Genomic DNA, 25,793 nt, shown 5'->3' with positions numbered 1-25,793 from the left:
TCAAGCGGATAACAATGATTTTGCCAGCGTCACGGCGGCATTCGCATTATCGCTGTAGCCGTCGGCTCCAATCTGACGGGCAAACGATTCGGATACAGGGGCACCGCCAATCATGACCTTCACCTCCTGGCGGATACCGCTCTTTTCCAGAGCGTCGATCACTTCCTGCATATAATTCATCGTAGTGGTCAGCAAGGCGGAAAGACAAAGAATCTGCGCCTGGTTTTCCTTGATCGCCGTGATAAATTTCTCTGAAGAGATATCCGTTCCCAGATTTATCACTTCAAAGCCGCAACCTTCCAGCATGGAAGCGACCAGGTTCTTTCCGATGTCGTGCAAATCGCCTTTCACCGTACCAATTACCACCTTGCCCAACCGATGCGAAGCAGCTCCTTTCATCAGCGGCTTCAACAGGTCGAGCGCCCCTTTCATGGCACGGGCCGCCATCAACAGTTCAGGGACAAAGGCTTTTCCTTCCTCAAAACGTTTTCCGATATCCTCCATGGCCCGCGACATATACTCATTGATAATCAGTTGCGGGTCTACATTCTCTGCTATCGCCTCGGTTGTCACTGCCTTGGCGACATCGAGTTTTCCTTTTAAAATAGCTTCATACAAACTCTCTAAATCTGCCATAACTTTATTTCTTTTAAATTATTGATTCCGTAATTCACGCAGGGTTTCAATCATTGCCACCACATTCCCGACGGGCGCATTGGCCTGGATATTATGAACGGCATTGAAAATGAATCCTCCGTCTTTTCCCAGTATCTCGCATTCCTGCAAAACATGGCTGCGCACTTCTTCGGGTGTTGCATTCGGCAGGATACGCTGGGTATCGATACCGCCACCCCAGAAAGTGACCTGGCTGCCGTATTCCTTTTTCAGGACCACAGGGTCCATATCCTTCGCATTAATCTGCACCGGGTTGATGATATCGAAACCCGCCTCCACCAGACCGGGAAGAATCGGCAGGATAGCCCCGCAGGTATGTTTGAACACTTTCCAGGTGGTATGCTGGTGAATCCAGTCGTTCATCCGTTTGTAATGGGGAAGCCACAGTTCCCTGAAAGTATCCAATGAACAGAACTGGGAATCCTGGGTACCGAAATCGGTCCCGCAGGTGAAGACCACGTCTACCTTCTCGCCGACGGTATCCCACAACCGTTGGTAGTTTGCGATAGCTATATCGGTCTGTTTCTCAAAGACCGTCTGCACATAGTCGCGGCGCATGGCGGTCGACATATACCACTCGGCCACGTTGCGGATACCTTTCGGGTTCTTCAATCCCATGCCGGGCACGAAAGCGATATCGCCCAAAGCCGTCCCGCCGAAGCTCGCAACAACGGCCTTTCCGGTTGCTGCGGCCTGCTCCACAGTCTTTTTATAGTATTGCAAATCTTCGTCGGAAACAGGGCCGAACTCTTCCAGGTTATCCTCCGGAGTAATGGCCTCGTCGTCCACATATTCCTGCCTTTCCGTCGCGTTGATGAAATAACAGCCCGAAGGCATGATGGCACTGGGCGGATAGGAACGGTCACCACCGGCATAAATGTACACGTCGCCTTCCTTATCCGTCGTCAGGTCGATTCCGGAGGCAATCATTACTTTTTGCCCCCAGGGAGTAACCTGCTCGTGTAATTGGGTTTCGTCGATATCGAACATATCCTTGCGTCCGAAGACGGGGACACAGTCAATACCCATTATTTCCTGCAAATCCTCCTCTATCTCACCCAGCATCTGAAAGGGTTCGATGACACGGACGGGGTGAGGGTCCAGTCCGTAATGTTGTCTCAGCGCCTCCACGACCTTGCAATGGATACCGGTAACGGAAGTGGCTCCGAAGTCCACCGGTATCCGGTCGGGGGTGCTATGGTTCAATGCGTTTTGAACACGTTGTTTTGATGTCATATTCATGTGTATTTAAGATTACCATACTTTGATTCTGATCGCTCCGTCCTTGATAGATTCAAGAGGGCCCGGCTTGGGTTGATTACCACGGGCATTACCCAGATAGTCGGTGGCAATATCGATCGGGCTGCCGTCCGGTTGTTCGTAAGCCTGCCGGGGTAGTTTCGATTTCCCGAGTCTTCCGGTCGTTACGCGGGAAGTCTGCAAGTCGTCCAGGCCTTGTACAGAAAGAGAAAGGTAGACGCCATCGGCGGTTTCTTCAACTTTCACATCCGGTTTAAAGTCAGGGAGAACGACTTTATTCTTTTCTCCTTCGAAAGGCAAAGCACCATTGTAGTAGACATTTCCATCCACCATCATCGGATAGACGGTCTTATTATAATCTGCCAGGCCGTATTTCCGTTTGCTGTCTTTCTCGTTTGCGGGAAGGACCGTGGCAAAGAGGTTATTGATATAACGGTCGTCCCCTCCCGGGATGATGGATAAGCCGGCAACCTCTGTCGAATGAGGAAGGAAATAAGGGGTATACCGTCCGTGTTCCACATAGCGGTAAATGTCTCCGGCGATCAGGTTATGCACATAGGCGCCTCCCTGGGATTGTTCCAGGATGCTCCGGCGGGATGCAAAGATATTATTGTCTACCAGGAACGGGCCGTGGTTTACCTCCAGGAACAGGTCCTCCATGTCATTATCATAGAACAAGTTGCCCGATACGCGGGTTCCCTGCGTCATCCAGTCCAGCCAAAGGGCACGGCCGGCGTTATGGATACGGTTATGGATAATCCGTGTATCCACAGCGGCATGGAATTTGATACCTCCGATCTCCGCGCCGGTAAACTGGCGTTTCACCCAGATATCGTGGATATGGTTGTTTTCGATCAGGCTGAAAGCGGCTCCCATACTTCCGCAGATACCGGTCTGCTCGCAATGGGATATTTCATTATTGCGAACGATATGCGAACCGATATTCTCCTTGTTCCATCCGTTCCGGATTGTATTGAAAGTGACTTCGATATAATGCAGGGAACCGTCGAGGCTTGTATCGTTCAGCCAGACGTTATGTCCGGTCTTACGTTCTTTTCCCAGAGTGATACCCGAACATTTGGAGTTGCTGATGATATTGTTTTCGATAATCCATCCTTTATTCCAATGGGTCGCTATCATACCGATCTGTTCGGCTGTCGGCGCTCCCCACTGGGTTGCAGCCTGGCTGATATGAAAGCCTTGGATAGTCAAGTAGTCGACCCCTTGTTTCTCCGGATAAAAGCAGGTGGGGCGGGTACTTATTTCTACCAGTTCTTTATTCGGGTCGTATGTATGGAAATTGGCCCAGATGGTGGTATTGACACCATCGTTTTCACAATACCAGGTGTAGGTGGAACCTTCCTTGTCCTTACTTTTTTCATTAGGAACAGGGGTCAGTACCTTATCCAGTGTTTCCTTTTCATACAGGGATTTGTTATTCAGGAATACCTCTCCGGTATGATGTTCACGCCCCATACCTTCAAACCAGTCACCGTAGATCAGGTCGATATAAGGATTATAATCCCCGAAGAAAGTATTCGGTATCGTTACCTTCCAGACGCCGTTTTTCTCCTTTGTCCAGTTAGTGATCCTTTCCGAGCCTTTTATCTCGACCTTTTCACCGGGGGCCGCCCGGTAGACAATTCGTTTATCATCGCTCTCACCTCCGCGGGGTGGATTTACCCATTCCCGGTACGTTCCCGCATGTACGGTAATTATATCACCCGGAAAAGCATATTCCGCAGCCTTCCCGATAGTCCGGAAAGGGGCTTTTTCGGTTCCTTCGTTTGCATCGTTCCCCTTGATAGAAACATGGTATTCTTTTGCCTGCATCGCCACACAACAGGCTAGGAATAAAGTAATAAACAACTGTTTTCTCTTCATGATATTTTGATTGTTATTGTAGCTTCCTTGTTAGAACGATGCAAATATAGAAACCCCTTACCCGACATAAAATAGCAAAAAAATGCCTATTTTGTGGATTATTATTGTCTATGCCTGTAAAAAAGAAGCCTATCCAAAATAACAGGCTCCTTTTCTTTGATTTCTATCTTTGTGTATGACCAAGCTCTTATTCTCCGATAAGAGAAACTTGTCCTGATGTAGTTTCTGATCCGGTATTTTTTATCTGTAGCTGTAACTCTACTCCATTGTTACCTCGAATATCATCCGGTAAGGTTACCGTATAAACAATTCCCAATTTATCGCCATACAGGATTTTTTCTGAAGCATCGTCAACCAAGACCTTTCCGTCAGCAACCAGTTTCAAACGGGAACAAACGACCGAACTTTTCCCAGCTTTCTTTTCTATCCGAACAGCCGATAGTTTATCCAGCCTGTCTGCCGGAATCTGAAATGATATGATTTCTGCTTTTTCAGAACCGATCGTCCATGACCCCAACTGACCTTTTTTACCATCGGGGATTAAAACCGGAGTTATAAATGCTGCATAATCTACCAGCGAACGGGCAGTATTTACGATATCAGCAGGAGGTGTTTGCGGAGAACACCCTTCCGACTCTACCCAATTCTTCTCCCATTCGGCAAAGTTAAAACGAATACCCGTTTTTCTACTTGCAAAATAATGTTTCCAACGCGGCAAATAATAGTCTCGGATCAAACCGGACCAAACACGGGCAGAATAATCATCCACCGGAGGTCCCCAAATCGTGACTATACGTTTCGCATTCCTTTCATATTGCTTATATTGTTCAGAAGTCGTCGCCTGTTTATGGGCAAAATCAATCCAACGCTCCAAACGTAAGGTTGGATGAGCGGATAGCAATGCATCCATCCCCAACATGATATGTTCAAAGTCTTTTTCAAACTTAGCTGCCCGTACCGTATCTCCAATTTCATATTGCCAATCGATCGCCTTGATTAAAAGTTCAGCCTTCCCCCCTAAATAAAGGGCAGTCAGTTCTGCCAAGTCTGCCAAATAAAGAGAGTTACCTTTCTGCTGGCCACTTACTTCCATAAACGATTCTATTGCTTTGAAAAAAGAAGGGGTTATATTGATAGACCCACTGCGTACTGTCCCCGGACGGAATTGCCAATTGTAACGCGGATGGTCGGTAAATGTTCCATAAACAGACTCTAACAACAAATCCCAACATTCACGAACAGCAGCCGGATAACCTCCATAACGATTGTAAGAATACTCTTTCAACCACTCATGGATATTAATCTCATTATCCGACCAACCGGCATCAGACAATAATTCATAAATAACTTCATTGTTTTCTATCCCTTCCGGAGCCATCCCGTGCGCAACCAAACGCCCCTTGTTAGGCGAAGCCAATGCCTCCAGATGGCCGTTGGCGTAAAAATCAAGAATACCTGTCATACCGGTTTTTCCGCCCATATTCGGAATGACACTGTACACCCACGATTTATTATAATAGCCTTTATAAAACTCCCAATTGACTTCCGATTTCCAAAAATGCTTGTTATAATCTACCGCCAAATCCAATAAAAGCATTTTATCGTCTGGCACTTTAGATACCAATGCACCCAGCGTTTCATAATCCCAAATATGCCGCTGGTAACCAAACATCCAACCTTGCATCACCCAAGTCGCTTTCGGATTTCCCTTCCGGATCGACTGGTACACCTTATCGCCATACGAAGCCAACAGTTCATAACGTTCTTTTGAACCTTTGGCAGGAAAAGGGATATCCATTTCGTTGAAACTGTCAACCAAGTAATACTCACTCTTTCCAAACTCTTTCTCCCACTCCCGGATGAAAGCCGTCCCAATCTTCGTGAAGAGTTCTTCCTGCGGAGAAATCATCCAATTACAGAACGCGCCGCCCCAATGGGTCTGGATAATATGCAAATTAGGATAAATACGTTTGAACGCCTCCGGGATAAATCCGGGGAATCCCGGACAGATGGGCTTCATGCCCAAATTCTTCATCCGCTTCAATATTTTATGTTGCAGTTCAACCTGTTGCTTGTGCCAATCCTGATTCAACGGTCCATCTATCCCACTCACATTCCCCATACGCATCCAAGGCAAATGAGCCGGCCCTACAAAATAGTTGTTAATCTCTTCATCGGTCAGCCCCATCTTTTTCCATACACGGGCCATGATTGCCTCATACCCCACCAGTGCCAACGGCATGTCAATACCATGCAATGCCATCCAATCTATTTCTTTTTCCCAACGTTCCCAGTCCCAGTAAGGCATGGAATAGCCATAGGTGCAGACATTGAACAGATAATGGTGTTCAAACGGAGAAACCACCCGTTTCTCCCCCCCGTCTGCCAGTTGTTCAGGGAAACGGATATTGCTTCCCGACCAACTGTAAAGTCCCGCGCGGTTACTCTTCACAAAATCATAGAAGCCACGACATAAAGCCACAGGATTGCTACCTTCAATCTTCAATACACCGTTATCCACCCGGTACTGGAAATAGTTTGCCCCTTTATCCAGCTTCAACACAAAAGACACGGGCAAATCCGATTGCCCCGTCACACGCTCCACCACTTGGCGAACCTCCGCCAATGCCCCCTTTTGTCCCCAAACAGTTTGCAAGAAAAAGGATAGCAAACAAAAACTGAATAATAAGATTCGTTTCATTGTATTATATTTTATCACTAATAATCGATTGCACTAAGATTTAATTTGTTTAAATCTAAACTGATTTTTTCCCTTAAATAGTTTTATTTTATTTCCTGATTGATTACTATCAACAGAAAAAACAAAATATTTATCTGGCAATATAAATTCAACATCCTTATCTGTATCAGAATACAAAACTAAGAAAATTTCTCCTTTATCTAAATCCCAGCTAAACTTATCTACTTTGACAGCACCTCTCAACAATATATTACTCAAAGAACCTCTTCTCCATGTTTTTGGCAAAGCTGGCAATATATCAATCTTATCATTCCAAGAAAAAATCAACGAATTATTTATAACATCAGGTATTGTTCCTACAGGATCAAAACCAAAGCCCCTTAATCCAGGCCAATATGAAATCATAAAATTGGGATATATATAATTACCTGATACAAGAAGATCAAATACATATTGAATAATATCTCCTCTTCCCAGTCTGGCAGCACACTGGAGCTGATTCATGAGACCATGGGTAATATGATTACTGTTTGGATTATCATTATTATTCAACCAATGCAATACTTTTTCTTCAAAAGCTTTACATGAAGCATTCCACATAATAGTATCACTACGGTCAAATTCACAAAACTGATAAAGTGGAAGGAGATGAGAATGATGCCTATGATTAGGGTTTTCTCTTACCCCTTCAACAGTCCACTCACTGAGCACCCCGGAAGTATTGATTTTATACTCAGGCATTTTTTTTAGCATCATTTCCCATTTGGGGATATTATCAGACTCAATACCCAATATTCGAGATGATTTTATAAGGTTAGTTAAAACATTTTTTGCAACAGCCACGTCAAATGTTGAATTCATATACAATAAATCATCCTGTTCTGGAGAATAGGATATAAAAAAACAATATTTACCATTTTCATCTTCAGTTCCAGCCAACAGATCTTCATAAAACAAAGCACTTTCTTTCAACAAAGGAACAACTCTATCTCTCAAAAAAGACTTATCGCCTGTAAATAAATAATAATCATAGAAAAAATGCAACATCCATCCCATGGTTCCAATTGCCAGTTCACCCGGCCAATTTCCCCAATGTAAATACAAAGGAGTATTAGAAGCACGAGGATTAGATACAATTCCTCTACAATTATACATTTTAAGTGCATTTGTTCTACAATCCTCAACCCACGATTCTATTAGTTTAAAATATCCCTCCATAAGTTCAGGCATATTACAACTCATCAACGATTGAATTTCAAGTTGAATATTAGAATCCAATGTATAATCACCACTCCATTCAGGATTCCATGTTCCAGTCCATAAACCTTGAAGATTCGCTGGTTTATTATTCGTACTACAAACAATAAGATAACGACATGCGTCATAAAGATAAGAAATAAATTCGGGAGAAGCTTGTCTATCATTACGACACATTTGCAATAATTTCAATGTATTTATTTCAGATCGTCCTTTATCGTCATTTCCCAATGATAGTTCAACTCGTCCAAACAATTCAGAATGCAACAAAGAATGGGCTTTAAGTAATTCTTTATAATCCGTTTGAAACCTATCCATACAATTATGTATATCTGTCAACTTATCAGAATTTGTATTGGATGAAAAATCAGGATTTGATGGATTATAAGCCCATGCTTCGCTCAACTCCTTTGAAAGAGGAGACTTCCATGGTCTGATCTGTATAAAAAGAAGAATCTTATCCGAATTGTGAACTTCAATATCATTTCCTTTGACTTCCAATCTTCCACCCAACGGAATAATACGTACTACATTTTCATATCCTCCCTTACCTTTATCATAAACCACATGCGCCCTCAGTTCATTATTAAAGGCACTTTTCTTAACGGATACCAGGTCGTGTCCCAATGACAAAGAGAAAGTCCCCCCAACTTTACCTTTAGGACCATTTATTTCCATAACACCGACACTATCTTTTCTCGAAATAAACAGTCTGCGATTCCATTTTTCCCCATACTTATCAGTCCAAGAAACAGCAAGTTCTCCCGTACTAAAATTTTCTGACATTTCATAGTCTGTATATTCCCTACCCCTCAGAGAATCTTTTATCTGAAGTGAAAAACCGGGATGAAACGGGTCTGTCCATGATATTGTCTTACCTGTTTTCTTCAATATTTCTGCATGAAATACCGATGGAGCCATATTCCCTGAATCCAAAGCTTTCTTTTTTAATTCATCAAAACAAGTTCTAAGATCAGGTACTATCTCTTTTGTACCCAATGGTAGATAAAGTTCATTATGGGTAAATACAATTTCCTCACAAATAGGATTACCAAACATAATCGCTCCCATAATACCATTTCCGGTCAACATGCCTTCTTGCCATATAGATGCAGGTTTATCCGTCTTAGACCCTATAAATAAATCATCATTTCCATAGGCTGAAACAGCCAAGGACAAAGAGATTATTAAAGAAAAAAATCTAACTAAACACATAACACATCATTTATTATACCTTAAAAAATAATTTATGCTTATAGCAATAATACAAAATTAGAAAAACTATCAATACATGACCAAACTCATACAAAACACTATAATATTCCCCTAAATAACTATTGAATCCATGCAACCAATAGTTTCTTAATGAGGATGTGTCTAATGTATTATAAAGCATATATGCCAAGATAGAATTCATGCCATAAATCTTTAGCCATTTCAAATATTTGCCATTTTTACATACATCTACCCAATAATAAAAAACAAACATCAACAAAATAGAAATACCAGATGACAAAAACATCATCGAACTAGTCCACAACCTTTTTATTACAGGTTCTATAAAAGATAATCCCATAGCAACAAGTAGACTAACCATTCCGGCAATTCCCATAATTCTCAATTTCCGTTTGTCGGACAATTCTGATTTCAACAAACATCCTATCAATGTGCCACTCAACACCGTAGCCGTAAAGTTCAGCGTACTATATATCCAACTAATATGATACCAATCAGCAAAGACAATCTGTCCTGTTTCAGACACCGATGCTCCATATAAAAAACGTCCTAAAATAGTTCTATCAATCTGCTCCGCTATATTTTCTCCGGGGAGGTAACCACCCGTTAATAACATACCCATGGTATAAATAATCGGCAATAATAAAAAGACGACAAACAAGGTACGCATTGAGAATAAAAGATATAATATGGCAGAAAAAAGATATCCCATCGCAATCGCCTGTAAAGTATCCGTATACAGATATAAAGTATTCACATTCAAATCGAGCAAATTACCTTGCACAATTACACCAAAAATCCAAAGCAGAATGACTCGTTTTGATACCCTTCTAACCACTTGCCCTATTTCACCTTCGCCACTTTTATACTTCGCCAAAGCATAAGGAATGGAAGTTCCCGCCATAAATAGGAATAAAGGCATAATCTGATCCCATAAATGAAAGCCCTCCCATTCAACATGGGTAAAAAGAGACTGGTAAATTGTACCAACCCAGCTATCTTTTCCCATGACTTGTGCCCAACGCATAAATACCGGCTGAAAACAGACCAATATGAAAAGATCCATTCCTCTTAAAATATCCAACGACTCTAACCGCTTTTGCTTAATTCCCATTATTCACCTTAATTATTATGACAATTCAAATTTAAAAAGAAGAAATGATAAACACATACAAAACCATATTATAGCACTATTTTGAAACATATTTCATTTTGATGTCATAGTTAGTTGTAAAAACAAAAAAGGTAGCCAAGCACCATTAAGGGAACTGACTACCTTTCCTTTTATCTCAGTCAATCACTATTTCAAATTTACAACCGTCAGTATGGCCTTCTACATACTTTCCGACAAAACAATCAACCAGCCTCGTTTCGGATCGACCGGAATCAGGCCACTTGGATTAAACTCACACGCTTCCTGGAAATCGGTGACTGCCGGTGCTTGCATACGGACAGATGATGGATTCAAACCTAACTGTTTCCAGTCGATATTCAGTTTTACCAGCTTCTTAGCTTTGGAATAATTACCGATTGACAAAAGCGTCTTTCCGTCTTTCACATAAGCCGTCACCTTCACCTCCTTATCCGAAGTGGTCACAGCCGGATTCTTTTCCCAAAAACCAACTATCTTCGAATCCATAATTCCAAATTCGTCCCATAATTTCCAAATATATTGTGGATCACAAACAACCCCATCCGTCATCCAAGGCTGGCGGACCGTCATGCCATATTGCATACCCAACCATTTATTGCCACCGCCATGCAACATATCTCCCATCAACCCGAACGGAATACCGGACACTTCCACCAGCCAATTCACCGGAGACATCTCGCTATACATGAAACTTTCGCCAAACCAAAGCTTATCCACGTAAGGAAAATATTCGGCATACTGGATGGCTGGGCCACGCGAGAAACCGGTATTTGAATGCAAGTCAATGAGACACCCCGGCTTTACCTCTTCCATCACACGGCGCATACGTTTCAACATATCACGCCCGAAAGCCACATCATCCAAATACAACCCGTCTATACCGGTATGTTGTACCATCCAAGCCAATCCTTCTACGTAATAATTATACCAACGTGAGTCGCCTGTGGCTGTCAAAACGGAAGCGTCAGCTGCCACACCTAAATGCAGGTCGTCCAAATGTTGATACCATTGGGGCGTATAATCGGTCACATAATGTTCCCTACACCAAGGGGCCCCTCCCCCCTTGCCTCCTTGCAAAATCTCGTCTCCCAAACTGCGCAATGCCCATATCTCAGGAACAACATTCGTCAACTCACGGATTGTATAATAAATTTTCACCTTACATCCCTTGCCATGCCACTCATCTGCAAAGTCTTTTATTTTGTCTGCTGTAATGAACGGATAATTGATAAATGGATTCAAATAGTTGGCATGATGCACATTGATGATTTTAACGCCAGATTTCAGGTTCTCTTCACCCGGAATCGGATACTCGACACTATGGTAGTACCGATCTGTAAACTGGCTGTGACTATTCGCTTTCTTTACAGGAGTGATCAGCAAGGCTAAATCAAACACCAGTTCTTCACCCGCTTTAAGAAAACGCTCACCGCTGTATACCGTAGCCGTTGTCTGGTTTCCACTACGATTGATACGGAAACCACCTTTGCCCTCGTTATACCAACTTACAGGATAAGCCGGGCGGTACAAGTTCAGCAAAGGGCCGGTATAACTTGCCCCACGCAGTTCGCAATGAATGCCGGCCTTTTCAGACCCACACCAGAAACTGTCGAAAGGCCACAACCAAGAAGCACTTTTGGAGGTAGGAATGGATACGGCATAATCATGCTCCGTCTTTCCCGGTGTCTCCCAACCTCCGGAATAATTGGTCGGTGTTTCCTGCCCAGGCAAACCCAATCCCATAAAATAGGGGGCTGCTTCACTTTTCATCGGTATTTCCAGCCTGACGTCTTCAATCAACAAATCTTTTTTAGGAGTAACGGTATATACGTAGTTGATCCAGCCATCAAACTCCATCGTGCCGTTGCAAACCAACGCTATCTCTTCATCTTCCGCTTTCCAGGTCGCCGACATTTTCCCTTCGGATTCTCCAGACAGTTCGAGTGTCCCATCCAAATTCTTTTCTCCTGAAGAAGTACGAATGACAAAACGTATGGGAGAAGCCAGCAATTCGTGCCCCCACGAATTAATCGATGATGGCAAAGCAGTCTGCATATCAAGCGAAACCGTACGTCCCAGACAAGAGACCCGATTATCAGATAAAGACATCGCAGAATACCCTTCGGTCGGTTTGTCACTAATTCCACGGGTCGAATTGAGCCAACGCAAGCGGCTGTGACGCCATGGCTCACCATCGCCACGGTCAGCCAACATTTTACCAGACACTTCCAATTCTATTTCCACAGGGACGGCATATCCGGTTTCATCCTTCAATGTAACCACGCCTTTATAAGTTCCGCTGGGTTGGTTTGTTTTCAAATCCACTCCGAACCACAATGGCTGGACGGCATCCGGAGCTACGCTTACCTGTTTGGTGAACGGTTTGCCCTTCGGATTCACTCCGTTTATATTGAAACAAGTGATCGCTTCTGCCGGAATCACATTGTTACCACTTTTCAAACAAGTTGTCTCATAAGTAACACTTTTCAGCGTTTGGTCTCCAGCCCATACCCCCAGTTGGAAAGCATAATATTCATTAGGCTGAGCAACTCCTTTGAAAGAAAAACGTTCCTGCCCTTGTAACCATTTGTAAGGGACATTCGTTTTCATCCGCACAGGATTGGAACGATCTTCAGGGAAGACCAAGAAACGACCGAGATTGGCTTGCCGGTAATTGGCTTTTTCTTCAGCCGAAGCGGCAATCTCCATAGGGTAGAAACTGTCAAACTGCGTACGCGATTCCACACGGACAACTGTGACTTCCGGAAGCTGCCCACCTGAAACCTCTGACGATGTTACAGCCAGCCATTGCTTGTCCGGATCCTCTTCTTTAGGCTCATATCCTAGAGAATAATAGCCACGCTCTCTCTGTACTTGGTAAGGCAGGTAATAGAAGAAATAAGTTCCCTTCTTCTTGACGGGACCAAACAAAATTTCACATCGTTCATTATTGACCTCAAGTCGTTGGATGTTACGAATCGTATCACCTGTTTCTGCTTCGACAATCAGAAAACGGCGTTTCTCTACCTCCTTATCTGGGCGCCGCCAGTCAAAGGATAGCTTGACAACTTCAGCTGGAGCGTTAACTGCCAGTACAGCACGATGGTTTCCCAAAGATTCGTTCCACGGAGTCTCAGCCACTGCATACGTATAAGGAGCCTGTGGCATATTCCGGCTGCACCCAATTCCTATACAAGCAACGAATGCATACAGTAATAAATGTTTCATGACATACAAAAAATAATTAATGCGAATCTGAAGTTGAAAATCACTTCTGATTCTCGATTTAAATGTTTGTAATTCTGTTAATTATCTCATTGCTTTATTTCACAATCTCCTTAAAAACCAGTATATTAGAAGAATAAAATTACTCATTTTTCTAAATTATGATTCCCTAGGAGAAAAAGTTAAAACTAATAGGTTTGTATATGTATATCTGTGATGTCTATAAGTCCTCTCTGCGTTTCTACTGCCAGAGATACTTCGGCATCAAGGAAATACATACTTTCGCCAAGGAGTATCTGTTATCATGGTTCCCAAAACATCCGTCTTATCAAACGTTCTGTATACGCCTAAATATGCTTTCAGAAGCATTTAAAGAACTGGTGGAAATCATGATACAATCATTCAAGCCCAAGGATTACGACTCTCTCATATCCATTGTAGATTCCATGCCGATTTTGACCTGTAAAGGAAAAAAACATACCTTTCCCGGAGATGATAACTCTGACATCGGCTTCAGACAACGACCTAACCGTATTCAAAAACGAATGCGTGCCATACCTGTCCGGAAAGACCGTACTTGCAGACAAGATTTACAGCGACTTCTCTTTCTTTAATGAAAGCAATCCGGTTAAAGTGCTTACTCCACATAAGGAGATTAAGGGAGAACCGGAAGTACTCAAACAGAGGGAGAAAGCCGCCAGAGACCTTTTCTCACAAGCCGTTTCAAAAGTCAGGACAACCTATCGAATCCTTTTTCAACTGATTGAATGAAAAAACAGAAATTCAAAGAGCGTCTAAAGTAAGAGCTACCAAGGGACTGTTTGTACACACCTTTGGAAAGTTGGCCATTGCTCTACTTACTTATGTTAATTTTTGAATCAGGTCGCCAACTCCTGATTCGCATGAATAATTAGCCAAGCCCAAGCGGCTTCAACAGTAAATAAATACACTCAGTATCCGTTTAAAGAAATCGTAATTATCCCGTATCAAGATATAATCCCGATCTTCAAACAAAACTTCAAAAGGTAAAGCATCAGGTTGCACAAATGGTGTTTGAATGATAGCTTCGGCATCTGTATAACGATTGTTCCAAATGGCTTCACACCAACGATTCGGCAACAGGCCAGAACAGAATGATTGCAATTGTTTCCACATCTCTGTTGCTTCAGTAGATTTCCCCAAGTTTCTCAATGCTATCAATGTATAGACATTCATCACCGAATTGGCTTCCCTAAACACATTATCAAAGGCTATTTTCTCCAACACCTCTTGATCCGGTCTCTTCTGCAGATAAGAAATATACCAAACAAGCAAATCTTCCATCCGTTCATCCACCATTGCCTGATAAGGCTTTCCCACGCCCAAGTTTTCCGGCCATAAACGCGCCATTCTGATTTGCTTCAACGCAGCACGATACTGACCTGATTTTATCATTTGGATTGCACAGTTCAAATTAGCTTCACGCCAGATATTTCTACCGGCCAAAGAACCTTCATTGGGAAGGATAACAATACCTTCAAGTAAACGGACTGCATCTTGCGGATGCCGAGCTATGGAATAGGCATTGGCCAAAAGCAGATTAATATACGAATTACCCTGATCTTTTTTCCGGTATCCTTCCAATAACGCAACGGTTTTATCCGGCCGTTTTTGTTGCAAATAATGTTTTCCCAGCTCCAAATAGCAAACATACTGTTCGGGAGCCAACTGAAGAGCCCGCAAATAATCACTTTCTTCGTGACTTACTTGCAAGGCGCGAGTCAGATAAAAAGCGTAGAAATCCGGTTTCCCAGCCAAAGCTTGCATATAAGAGGTTGCTTCTTTATTCCGATTCATAGACAGATATAGTAATGCTAAATAATAATCCGCTTTCCAAGCAGAAAGATGGGTCGAACAAACCCAACGCAAACAGCATTCTTCTTGCGCTCCATGCGGATAGACCAAGGATGCCGGCAAATCTTCTGACTTTTTAATATAATCCAAAGCTTTATCTTCTTCACCTTCCATATGATATAACCAAGCCAAACGATACAATAAAAGCGGATGAGTATGTGCCACAGATTCTAATATAAATGTGGTCTCATTATTCATTCCCAACTCCTGATAGAAATCAGCTATGCGCAACACCGTATCATAACTGTATTCATTACGTATCTGCTGCAAATTATGCCGGGCTACTTCCCGGTTCATGCGGACACGCTCATAGTTTGCTATATAATTCAAAGGATCCTTGTCCAAAACATAATCCAACAATGCCAGCCTCTTTTTTGCATCCTCTTGCTTGACCACGGCCAATTGCATACAAGCTTTCAAATCCAGAGAGGAACTCTGTATACATTTTTCCAATAAACGGGTTGCCGAAGCCTTATCTCCTTTCTTATAATACAACAAAGCCAAATGCCTCGCAGCCAAACCTTGATAAGTGCCCGACTGCATAGCAACGGAATAGGCATCTATCGCATCGGCCAAACGCATTTCTATTTCGGCTATCCGTGCAAAATTAAAATTGGCTTGTGCATTATATGTATCAACAGACAACGCTTTTCTTAACAAACTATCGGCTTCTTGAAGTCGGTTGCTTTCGATGTATATTTCAGCCAGTTCATTGAGGGATGGTACAAAATAGGGTTCTAAAGCGAGTGATTGTTGATACAACAAGACAGCTCTCTCTCCAAAGTTCTGGCGTCCAAACTCGCGAGCCTGCAAATATAGCCCGTATGCCGACTGATGATTAAATGCCGCAGATAATTCCATTGGACGATTGGTTGGCGTTTCCTGAAGCGAAGTGTCATAAAGCAGGCCACCATTCCAATAAACCCGGTAGTCGGATTCGTTCCATTTTTCAGGCAATTTACATTCTTTGATTTCAGTAGGATTCAAATGTACGGCATAATCTACAGACACTCCTTCACCTGTCCGAATTTCCAATTTGCCGTCAAGTGGACTTACTGCATATACCTTTATGGTTCGTTGTTCCGGCTGGATATGATAAGCCAACTGTGGATTGGCAAACGACAAACCTCCTATTTGCTGGTACGGGAACCAATATTCACTCCATTCGTAAACAGTTCCGGGCTTCATTGACATGTGCTTAAACGGAGTTTTATAAGATGTCCCAATGCTTTGATTGAACAATTTGCCAGATTGAACTTCAGAATATTGACCATCTTTATCAGTCAGCAAATCTTCCCATACCATACCATAACGAGACAACCCCCAAATCCATATTTTCTTACCAAGCTTATCTTCTTTTGGAGAATAATGAGCCAAGCCAAAATCATCTCTATGCCAATAGGTTCCCCAGAAGTCAGCATTATTACCCAAAACATGATATGATTTATAATGTCCGAAATTATTTTCTTCATAACAATCAATCCGGTGGCCCTGTTCCATTGGCCACGGCTTCGCTTTTCCATCATGGGTCAGATAGGTATTCCCTGGAAAGTAATATTGCAAATCTCCCTCAGTCTTAATACCCGCATTCATCCATTGATAAAACGGCTTTTCCGATGATGTACCGTTATACCAAAGAACGCGAGTTTCCACATAAGCTGATTCTGCCGGAAGTATAATCTGCACGCGCCAATCAGTACCCAATGAAACATCAGTTCCACCTATGATACACAACGCATTACCAGAATCATCTTGTTTAATCTTATAATCAACAGCTGACGAACACCAAGGCGCATGTCCGATAATCCCGAAATTCATTTCCAATCCTCCTGATGTCCACGGTCCTCGTGAAGATACATCACGAAACTTGACAACATGATTATAATACAAAAACTCCTTTCCTGTCTTTTTATCAACAGCGCCCCAAATTTTTCCTCCAATATCTGGAGCTACCCAAAGTTTGATATAATCATTTTCCAACTCTATCATCTTCCAAGCTTTCATCTCCCCTTTTGATGAATAACCGTCAAAACGATGATAAGGATATAAACGGCCAAAATCAGCATATTCACGCGGCGAAGAATACGAATAAGTTAACAACATTTTCTCTACTTCACGCACAGTTGCTTTTTTATTCTGCGCCTCTATCGTCTCTACCCCGGAAAGTGCCAACACAGAAATCAAGGCATAATATTTCAAAATTAATTTCATTACTTCATATCTCTTAGATTTAATATTCCAAATAAAAGCATCATCAATCATTATTCGATTTCAACAATTCTTTCCCATTTATGAGTTCAAATAAATATCATAACAATTATGAATAATTTCCATTCAATGTATATTGGTATTGTTTTAACGAACTATTGATACATAAATAACAAGTCAAACAGGATTACTCTACAAATAAACGTTTTAAAGCATTGCCATATAAACTTTTTTTGAAGAATCAATCCTGTTTGACCGAATAATAATTGAAATTACCTTTTATTTTTTCAAACTCACAATTTCTATTGTCCAGTTCTTCTTTGTTCCATTTGCAGCCTCTACCACATAATTGTTAGGTTTGCTCCAATCACCAGGTACACCTAGTTCAACAGATCCGTCTTTTGGAAACAAGCGTGCCGCCGTAGAAAGGCTCACCGCTACCACCAAATTGGACTTGGTAGACAAATTTGCCAATTCATCTTCTGGGAAATTAGCAGGAGTAGTTACTGATATTTTCACAGTCGCTGCTACCGGATCTATCTCAGACGTATAGGTCATATTGACATTCTTAACAATATTCTGGCCGGATGCCGGAGATACCTCATCACTGATATAGCGATAAGTAACAGCACTTACAGATGTGATATCCGCCTCTTCATATTCAGGCAAATCTTCCAAGCCTCCTGTCAGGCAAGACGAAAATGATACCATCATAAACGTCAAAAACAAACTATAAATAATCTTTTTCATACTTCTAAACGATTAATAATTACCAACCTTCATTTTGTTTATCAACAATGCCATCAGCAGCACGCTTATCAATTGCACCCTGTGGTATCGGGAACAGATAACGACGGGTCGTAAAATTACGGTTCCAGCTGTTCAGCAAAGTAAGCTGCCCTACACAAAATGATTTTCTGTCACTTGAAATACCGATTTTATATACCGGCGCATTCAAATCTTTTATTACATCACCCGAAGCACGACCATAGTTACAAGCTCCACCATATTTACCCCATCGTAAATAGCTGAAATAAATGTCTCCATTTTCATACGCCATTTCCACACGACGTTCACGCATGTAATCCGTCCAAGCCTCATCCAGCGTAGAAGCCTTGGAGGCAGGCAGACCACCATGTTGCATACGAGTGACATTCAACATTTCCACCGCTTTCGCCACATCGCCTTTCAACAAATAGGCCTCAGCCAAATTCATATACATTTCACCTAAACGAGCTATTACGTAATGGAAATTGATCTTCGTATCCACAAAAACGTTAGGTTCTCCCTTAACCATATTTTTACGCCAATAATAACCCGTTGTCGTCGTATACCATCCACCATCTTCTTTTGTACGAACGCCTTGTGAAGCATTTCCTCCCAAATTCAACCCCATGGTTATACCCCAAAAATCAGACATATCACGAATAATCGTAGCATCCATACGTTTGTCACGATTGTTATAGATAACATCCGTAATTGTCCGGTTGGAATTGTTTTTCAACTTACCGACCTGTTTGAAAAGCGGATAATCCGTACGTCCGGTTATCAAATCATTGGCTGTCGGCAAATTACGTATTTCTCCGTCAAAACGTTTAAATTTCTCAATTGAACCGACCTCCAAGTTTTCAGAAGGAAGAGCCTCTACATTTTCCTTATATTGGGATGTTTCAAACCAAGTCTTTGCCTCTCCCGTTTTTTCGTCAACAACCAAATATTGATCGACTAAATCTTGAGTAGGCCAATACTCAGCCCAACCTCCCAGTATTTTAATTGCCGGAGTCGAAGTTCCATCAGCACTCCCCAAAGCCACATCGTCTCCTGCCAAATTTGGCAAAGCCAAAATCATCTCCTCAAAAGAACCGACCGATGCATCTTTATCCAAATAAAAACGAGCCAAAATAATCTCTTTATCAGAAGGAGCTTGGTCGCTGCTGAACATTCCGCCATAATTATCCGTAAGCGTATATACTCCGGAATTAACGACTTCATTGGCCGAATTGATTACCACATCCAGATACTTTCCATCTTTAGTATAAGCATAAGCTTGAAGTGCCGCACGACTTCGCAAGGCCAAAGCTGCATATTTATTCGCCCGTCCTTCATCGGATGTTTCAGGAAGCCCTTCTACTGCCTTATCCAAATCACTCATAACCAATTGATAGCTTTCTTCTATACTACTAGTCAATGGCGTTTTGAAAGCCTCCTTGTCATCCGGAGACAATACACGATCTATCGGAACAAAACGCCCCATCTTCCGTGTCATGTCAAAATACAAAGCACCACGTAAAAAGTAACCTTCAGCCATTAACTCTTTTTTTTGCAACTCGGTTAACACTGTCGATTCTGCCACTTTTTCAAGAATCATGTTACAACGGCGTTGCTCTCCAAACCGTCCAAAACCATAATCGGTATAAGCGTCAAGCCCTGTTTCTGTAGCTGTTGAATTAATACTATTCTGTACTTGGTCACACCGTGAACCATTAGGAGTCAAAGATTCCCAAGAAGCCGATCCTCCGGAAAAATATCCAATGGTACTTGGATAAGTTTGTATCACAAACGCATCAACCATTTCCTTCGAACTCCAAACCAACTCTTCACTATAGGTTTCAAAAGGTTTTGTGTCCATGACATCGCACGAAACCATCAATCCTAATCCTAACAGGCTGGAAAAACCTATTTTTCTATATCTATTCATATTCTGCTACTAATTAAAATCCAACACTTAGACTAACTGCATATATTCTCTCATTCGGATAACCATACCGTTCCGTAGAAGACTCTTCCGGGTCAAGTCCATACTTGATCGCCTCCGATATAGTAAACAAGTTCTGTCCTGAAATCGCCAAAGATGCTTTGGAGATCCAATTCACATTCTTCAATAAACGCTTGAAATCATAACCGAAAGAGAAGTCTTTCATACGCAAAAATGCACCATTGACCAACCAAAAATCACTTGACACGTAATTGTTGTTGCCATTCAAACCGGCACTCGACATCAAACGAGGATAACGCGCATCCGTATTATCCGGACGCCAATAATCCTCCTGATAATCATAAATAACCGGGAATTCACCCGTCTGGCCACCACTCATGGCTGCCGTACCTGTGATATACATATCGAAGCGGCTGGCTCCCTGAAACAACATATTCAAGAAAAATCCCTTATAACCCAATTTGATATTGATACCATAATTAGCCCGCGGGAAACTGCTTTTACCCGTACGGATTTGGTCGGAACCATCGATCTTACCATCACCATTGAAATCGTAATACTTCAAGTCACCGGCCGTCAAATCGTAGGAACCAAGCCGTTTCACGCTATTGAACACATCATCTGCATCCTTGTAAAAGCCCTGATTCCGATACAAAGTGCCATAAAAACCTTTTTCCTGCGAATTTCGTTTATAAGGATTCATTACTGCTTCAATAGATTCATCCGGTTTGAACGCCCAAAGCTGGTCAAACTTCGTCACATTGGCAGATACGTCATACGTGAAATCACCAATATTGTCACGCCAACCCAAAGAGAAGTCAAAACCGGCACGACGATGTTCCCCATCTGTCGACACACGAGGCAAAGACATACCTAACGGATCCGTGTAACCTACATCTTTCTGGTTGGGTGCATACAAGAAACCATGTGTCTTATAAAAGAAATAATCAAACGATCCATACAAACGATTGTTTAATGAAGAGAAGTCAAAACCGACATCAAACTGATCAGTCGTAAACCAAGAAATGTTGGATGACGGAATACCTCCTTCAGAGAACCCCGGCACATAAGCACCATTCAGCACATACGCCTTATTATTCAATGAATAAGAAGTCAAATATTCAAATCGGCCAATATGGAACGGGTCATTCTCGTCTCCCCAGTTATCCAAACCTACCTGTCCGTATGAAGCACGTACTTTCAACTGGTTAAAGATATTTTTCTCCACAAGAGACTCCATAAAAGCCTCGTCAGCGACCAACCATCCCAAAGAAGCAGAGAAGAACGTACCCCAACGATGATCTTCCGGGAAATTATCAGAACCATCATAACGGAGACTACCCTCTACAAAATATTTATTGTCGTAATTATACTTCACTTGTCCGACCCATCCGGCACGTCCAACTTCGCCTTCACCACCACCGTTTTTCTGTGTGTCTTCCGGTCCCACATTAATCTGGTCTATCGGGAATTTATAATTTTCACGTTGCAACCAATAGGTATTCGAATAACCATAAGTCGCTTCATAACCTCCTAAAGCACTAACTGTATGCTTGCCAAATGTTTTACTATAATTTGCAAAAAATTGGGTTGTCCAAGTATATCCATATTCCGTTTTGTTATACAATCGGGGAAGCCCTGCATACATCGGTTCTTCCGAATCCCAAGCATAGCCTGCTCCATCTTTGCGCCACTCCTTAAACGCATTGAATCCATAACGGTAATTACCTGTCGCACTCAAATTAAGCCCTTCAACCCAAGGTACAGCCCATTCCAATTTAAGGTTGCCATTTATCATCTTTTCCTCCTTGCGTATATAACCGTTATCTTTTGCCAATTCCATAACCGGATTATTGGGGAAATAATAAGGTAAACCCAATTTATTAACACCTGGAAGCAAAGGGCTGGCGTTTTGTATATGGCCAAATATGTGATAAGGTTCTGAAGCCCCCCATGAATAAGGATGCGTCTGTTTTTGCAGATATCCGTCCAATGTAGCTGTAGTCTTCAAACCAATCGCTTTTATCAACGAACTTTGGCTCAAACGGAAATTGGTCCGCTGCATATTATGATTATTGCTCTTATACAACGACTCCTGATCCAAATGGCTCAAAGACATATAATAGTTATTCACTTCCGTTCCTCCGGTCATACGAATGCTGTGGGTACTTTGAGGTGCAAAGTGATTGAGTGCCAAATCCCTATAATTCGTATTGTTGTTTTGTAACGGATCACTGCCATCACGCATTTTCTGAATACGGTCGGCACTGAAAGCATCCGGCAACCCGTCATTCTGTTTTGCCTTATTGGCATATTCAGCCCGATCCCATGAATCCAAACGCTGTTTCCAATACGCAGGTTCAGCCAAACTCATATTAAAATTATATTCAATATACGCCTTCCCGTCTTTTCCTTTTTTGGTCGTTACCTGGATGATACCATCGGCAGCACGTGAACCATATACGGCTGTTGCCGAAGCATCTTTCAACAAACTTAGCGACTCAATATCTTCCGACGGCATTTGGACAAAGTCGTCGTAATTACGGATGACACCGTCAATGACGACCAAAGGCGTACTACCACCACGGATACTGATCTGTGCTTTGTTGTTGATACCACCTCCGGAAGTTTTAACGATCAAACCGGGAGCACGTCCTGCCAAACCTTTTGACATGTTTGTGATCGGAAGCGTTGCCAATTCTTCCGATTTTACCGATGAAACAGAAGCGATCATGGAGCGTTTCGTCGTCGTTCCATATCCTACAACTACGACTTCATCTAGTGCCTGCGTATCTTCTTTCATCACGACATCAAGGGTACCAGCTCTTACTTTCAATGTCTGTTTAACATAGCCGATACTCGAGAATACCAATTCAGCCCCCTCTGGAATATCAATTGAGTATTTCCCATCGATATCGGTAATAGTACCTTTTCCCGAATCATTTTTTAAGAAGATAGTAACCCCGACCATCGGTTCACCTTGTGAATCGGTGACTTTTCCTTTGATCGTTTTTTTATTCTGGCTGATTTGATTCGTTTCTGCTTTCACAGGCATGCTATCGCTCGCAAAGGATGAGGTAGCAAAAGCTAATGAGAAAGGAATCAAAAAGCCTAACAGTGTTTTTGTTCTCATAACTAATATGATTTTATGTTAAAAAATCAACCAAACCTAAGCGAATTTGGCTGTAAATATTTGATTTAACTGATCCCGATTTTAACGGTCACAAATGATCTTACCTATATCAAATAAACTTTTTTCAGAATAAAATAGCTTAGTACCCTCCCCTTCCGGCAGAACAGATGTGACCAATGATAAAGTACCAGCCAAAGGCATATCCTCTATAACCACCTGATTCACGGAAGGGAATATTTCGACAGTCTTTTCCCCATACGAAATAAAAGACTTGTATACAGGCTCTGCTGATGGCGTTAAATGAATATGAACTCTGTTATCAATATCTCTATATATTGTATCAATATCACGCCTTAAGCCATGAGGCAAATCCGTACTTTCATAAGTTTTAGATGGAGATTTGAGAACTTCAAATGCTGTACTATTAGGTAGCCATAAATCTTCCAATATAAAATTGGAATTAATATTTACATTATCCAATATAACAAAGGAAACATCTCCCACTTCCTTTACCTCAGAAGCACCATTGACTGTTGTGTATATCATATTAGTACCTCTATTTTTTGTAGAACTAACCTTGTTCAAAAATACACATACAGAATTGTCTTCCGATCTAGTTATATCCACTATAACACGATTTGTTTTCAATTGCTTTGCATATTTATCTCCAAAGACATCTACAATGACATTTTTTTTAATTGATTGGTTTCCACTATCATCCAAGCTGTAAACAGAGAAAGTATATGTTTTTTTAAGGGGGGTAAAACGAAATGCGTAAAAACAGCATAGAGTAAAACGGACTTGTTTTAACTGAAAAACAATAGGTTAGCAATATAGTTAAAGAGCTGACCAAGAAAAACGAAACGCGCAAACAGTTTAATTGAGTCGAACTGCATTTTAATTTTGAATGGGGTTTGAACGGTTTTTTTGAACGCAAGTTTAATTGGACGGTAGATTTGGTTTAATATGGGGCCTGCATGGGCGCAAATGAGGCTCACTGGGGCGTTTTGTTGGCTCTGTTGATAGTTTGTTCGCAGAAAGAATGAAGAGGCTTGAAAAGGGTCTCTTTTCTTTTGCCTTGTTGTGGGTTCAATTGATTAAATCTGTTGATAGATTATTCTATATAAGTGCTATTTAGTATATTTGCGAGAAAGAAAATACTAAAAACGTTATGATAAAGGTTATCCATGTACATTTGCTCTACGAGAAGAAGAACTACTATTTCGGCTCGATTTCGGCTATCTTTGACGTGCTAACGGAGAAAGAGGTAGGCATTACCAAAAATAGCCTTCTGCACGCCGGTATGTCTGATGGAAGCTGTAAGATCACCAAACGGGCTATGATCATTCAATCTCATCTGATAAGAGGTGGTAAGTAGTTGTTTTATTAGTGTTTAAGCCGTTTTTGAACGGTGTTTTATAAGGTGCGGCATTTTTTACTGGTTTGAACAGTAGAAAAAGCCGTTTTTTATGTTTGGTAATGCGGTTGCAAATGCGTTTGGTAATGCATTATAGCAAATACAAAAACGAAATGCATCGATTGGTAATGCGTTTGGTAATGCAAAAATGTAATATTAAGTATCGTATTTATGTATATATAATGCCTAAAAATAGATTAAAAACTACTTTTTAAGCGGTATTAGTATATATATAATCACTTGTATTCTATTATTGATACATATATAATAAAGCGTAAATGGCTTATTATCAGAAAAATCTATGTATACTACCCAAAACTGCAAATACTTTTCGAATCATACTGACAGGAATCTCTTGTTCCCCATATTCAGGACTCTTGTTTGTAGGTATCAAACGAACGAAACCTTTTCTTTCTGACATACGTATTCGCTTTACAGTCCTATAATTGTCTGTTATTATCCCGTAAATTTCACCGTATGGCAGATATTCAATCGGGTCTGTCATTTCTTTCATAGCAATGAAGTCTCCGTTGTTCAGCTCCGGCTCCATCGAATGACCGGTGATGTTACACCAAATTACTCCTTCTTTATTGTAAGGTGCAAAATTGATATAATAGTCCGGGTTACGGGTCTGGTCATTCAATACCAAATCGAATCCTCCGATGAAGTCTACATTATAATAGGGTGCGCCCTTATATTCGTAATTTACCTCCAGCGGAACCTCCTCTTCCCTGTCGCCCATCAGCGACGCACCATCGCTTTTCAGCATGGAGCCGCGACCGGTGAGGAGCCAGTCGGTATCCACATCTGTTGCATAAGCGAGAAATCTTGCAATATTATCCTCGCTTATACCATTGTTTTGCCCTAAAATACCCCTTGTTACTCCCGAAGCCTTGTAAAATTCATACGGAGTAACCCCTTTTTCTTGCAGATAAAGCAAGATATTTTGCTTAATTTGCGATTTTTCTTGTTTGTTTTCTTGCATAATCGAGAAATCTTGTCTAATATTGCAGCGTATTCAGAATGTGAACACGC

General features: G+C 41.7%; 15 protein-coding genes. 2 read left to right on the top strand and 13 right to left on the bottom strand.

Going from position 1 to position 25,793, the window contains the following annotated elements; translation table 11 throughout:
* The 7 genes from NBH15_RS13940 to NBH15_RS13910 all read right to left on the bottom strand — a co-directional run bounded on the left by NBH15_RS13940 (nucleotide 1) and on the right by NBH15_RS13910 (nucleotide 13,394).
* Nucleotides 1-636 (bottom strand): cobalamin B12-binding domain-containing protein, encoded by a 636-nt coding sequence (locus NBH15_RS13940; RefSeq protein WP_007654682.1) that lies wholly within the window; start codon nucleotides 634-636, stop codon nucleotides 1-3.
* Between the two features lie 18 nt (nucleotides 637-654).
* Nucleotides 655-1,911, bottom strand: coding sequence for a uroporphyrinogen decarboxylase family protein (locus NBH15_RS13935; protein WP_436277974.1), 1,257 nt, complete (start codon nucleotides 1,909-1,911; stop codon nucleotides 655-657).
* 18 nt (nucleotides 1,912-1,929) lie between these two features.
* Nucleotides 1,930-3,819, bottom strand: coding sequence for a right-handed parallel beta-helix repeat-containing protein (locus NBH15_RS13930; protein ID WP_250822897.1), 1,890 nt, complete (start codon nucleotides 3,817-3,819; stop codon nucleotides 1,930-1,932).
* A 187-nt stretch (nucleotides 3,820-4,006) separates the two neighbouring features.
* Entirely contained in the window at nucleotides 4,007-6,520 is a 2,514-nt protein-coding gene (locus NBH15_RS13925) for an alpha-N-acetylglucosaminidase (RefSeq protein ID WP_186960460.1), read from the bottom strand.
* 33 nt (nucleotides 6,521-6,553) lie between these two features.
* Complete coding sequence (locus NBH15_RS13920) at nucleotides 6,554-8,992, bottom strand: glycosyl hydrolase family 95 catalytic domain-containing protein (protein WP_250822896.1); 2,439 nt, start codon at nucleotides 8,990-8,992, stop codon at nucleotides 6,554-6,556.
* A gap of 13 nt (nucleotides 8,993-9,005) precedes the next feature.
* Nucleotides 9,006-10,127: an acyltransferase family protein gene (locus NBH15_RS13915; protein WP_250822895.1), complete on the bottom strand. Its 1,122-nt coding sequence runs from the start codon at nucleotides 10,125-10,127 to the stop codon at nucleotides 9,006-9,008.
* 219 nt (nucleotides 10,128-10,346) lie between these two features.
* Nucleotides 10,347-13,394, bottom strand: a complete 3,048-nt coding sequence (locus NBH15_RS13910) for a glycoside hydrolase domain-containing protein (RefSeq protein WP_250822894.1) — start codon at nucleotides 13,392-13,394, stop codon at nucleotides 10,347-10,349.
* A 489-nt stretch (nucleotides 13,395-13,883) separates the two neighbouring features.
* Between NBH15_RS13910 and NBH15_RS13905 the strand changes: the two genes are divergently transcribed.
* Nucleotides 13,884-14,162: a hypothetical protein gene (locus tag NBH15_RS13905; protein WP_250822893.1), complete on the top strand. Its 279-nt coding sequence runs from the start codon at nucleotides 13,884-13,886 to the stop codon at nucleotides 14,160-14,162.
* Nucleotides 14,163-14,321: 159 nt separating this feature from the next.
* On the opposite strand, the gene NBH15_RS13900 is transcribed toward NBH15_RS13905, so the two are convergent.
* The 5 genes from NBH15_RS13900 to NBH15_RS13880 all read right to left on the bottom strand — a co-directional run bounded on the left by NBH15_RS13900 (nucleotide 14,322) and on the right by NBH15_RS13880 (nucleotide 24,163).
* Nucleotides 14,322-17,495, bottom strand: coding sequence for a DUF5107 domain-containing protein (locus NBH15_RS13900; RefSeq protein ID WP_165364499.1), 3,174 nt, complete (start codon nucleotides 17,493-17,495; stop codon nucleotides 14,322-14,324).
* A 276-nt stretch (nucleotides 17,496-17,771) separates the two neighbouring features.
* Nucleotides 17,772-18,242, bottom strand: a complete 471-nt coding sequence (locus NBH15_RS13895; RefSeq protein WP_250822892.1) for a DUF5018-related domain-containing protein — start codon at nucleotides 18,240-18,242, stop codon at nucleotides 17,772-17,774.
* A 19-nt stretch (nucleotides 18,243-18,261) separates the two neighbouring features.
* The gene (locus NBH15_RS13890) at nucleotides 18,262-20,190 is read right to left on the bottom strand and encodes a RagB/SusD family nutrient uptake outer membrane protein (RefSeq protein ID WP_250822891.1); all 1,929 of its coding nucleotides are present in this window, start codon (nucleotides 20,188-20,190) and stop codon (nucleotides 18,262-18,264) included.
* A gap of 13 nt (nucleotides 20,191-20,203) precedes the next feature.
* Nucleotides 20,204-23,341, bottom strand: a complete 3,138-nt coding sequence (locus tag NBH15_RS13885; protein ID WP_250822890.1) for a SusC/RagA family TonB-linked outer membrane protein — start codon at nucleotides 23,339-23,341, stop codon at nucleotides 20,204-20,206.
* An 81-nt stretch (nucleotides 23,342-23,422) separates the two neighbouring features.
* Nucleotides 23,423-24,163, bottom strand: a complete 741-nt coding sequence (locus NBH15_RS13880; RefSeq protein WP_350472271.1) for a DUF4998 domain-containing protein — start codon at nucleotides 24,161-24,163, stop codon at nucleotides 23,423-23,425.
* A gap of 349 nt (nucleotides 24,164-24,512) precedes the next feature.
* On the opposite strand from NBH15_RS13880, the gene NBH15_RS13875 reads away from it, so the two are divergent.
* On the top strand, nucleotides 24,513-24,719 hold the full coding sequence (locus NBH15_RS13875) for a hypothetical protein (protein WP_250822888.1): 207 nt from the start codon (nucleotides 24,513-24,515) through the stop codon (nucleotides 24,717-24,719).
* Between the two features lie 328 nt (nucleotides 24,720-25,047).
* On the opposite strand, the gene NBH15_RS13870 is transcribed toward NBH15_RS13875, so the two are convergent.
* Nucleotides 25,048-25,743 (bottom strand): S24 family peptidase, encoded by a 696-nt coding sequence (locus tag NBH15_RS13870; protein WP_250822887.1) that lies wholly within the window; start codon nucleotides 25,741-25,743, stop codon nucleotides 25,048-25,050.
* Nucleotides 25,744-25,793: the final 50 nt, after the last annotated feature.

The sequence above is a fragment of the Parabacteroides caeci genome (assembly GCF_023656795.1).
GTDB lineage: Bacteria > Bacteroidota > Bacteroidia > Bacteroidales > Tannerellaceae > Parabacteroides > Parabacteroides segnis.
The sequence above is the reverse complement of the archived record's forward strand: the minus strand, read 5'-3'. Positions and strand labels throughout refer to the sequence as shown.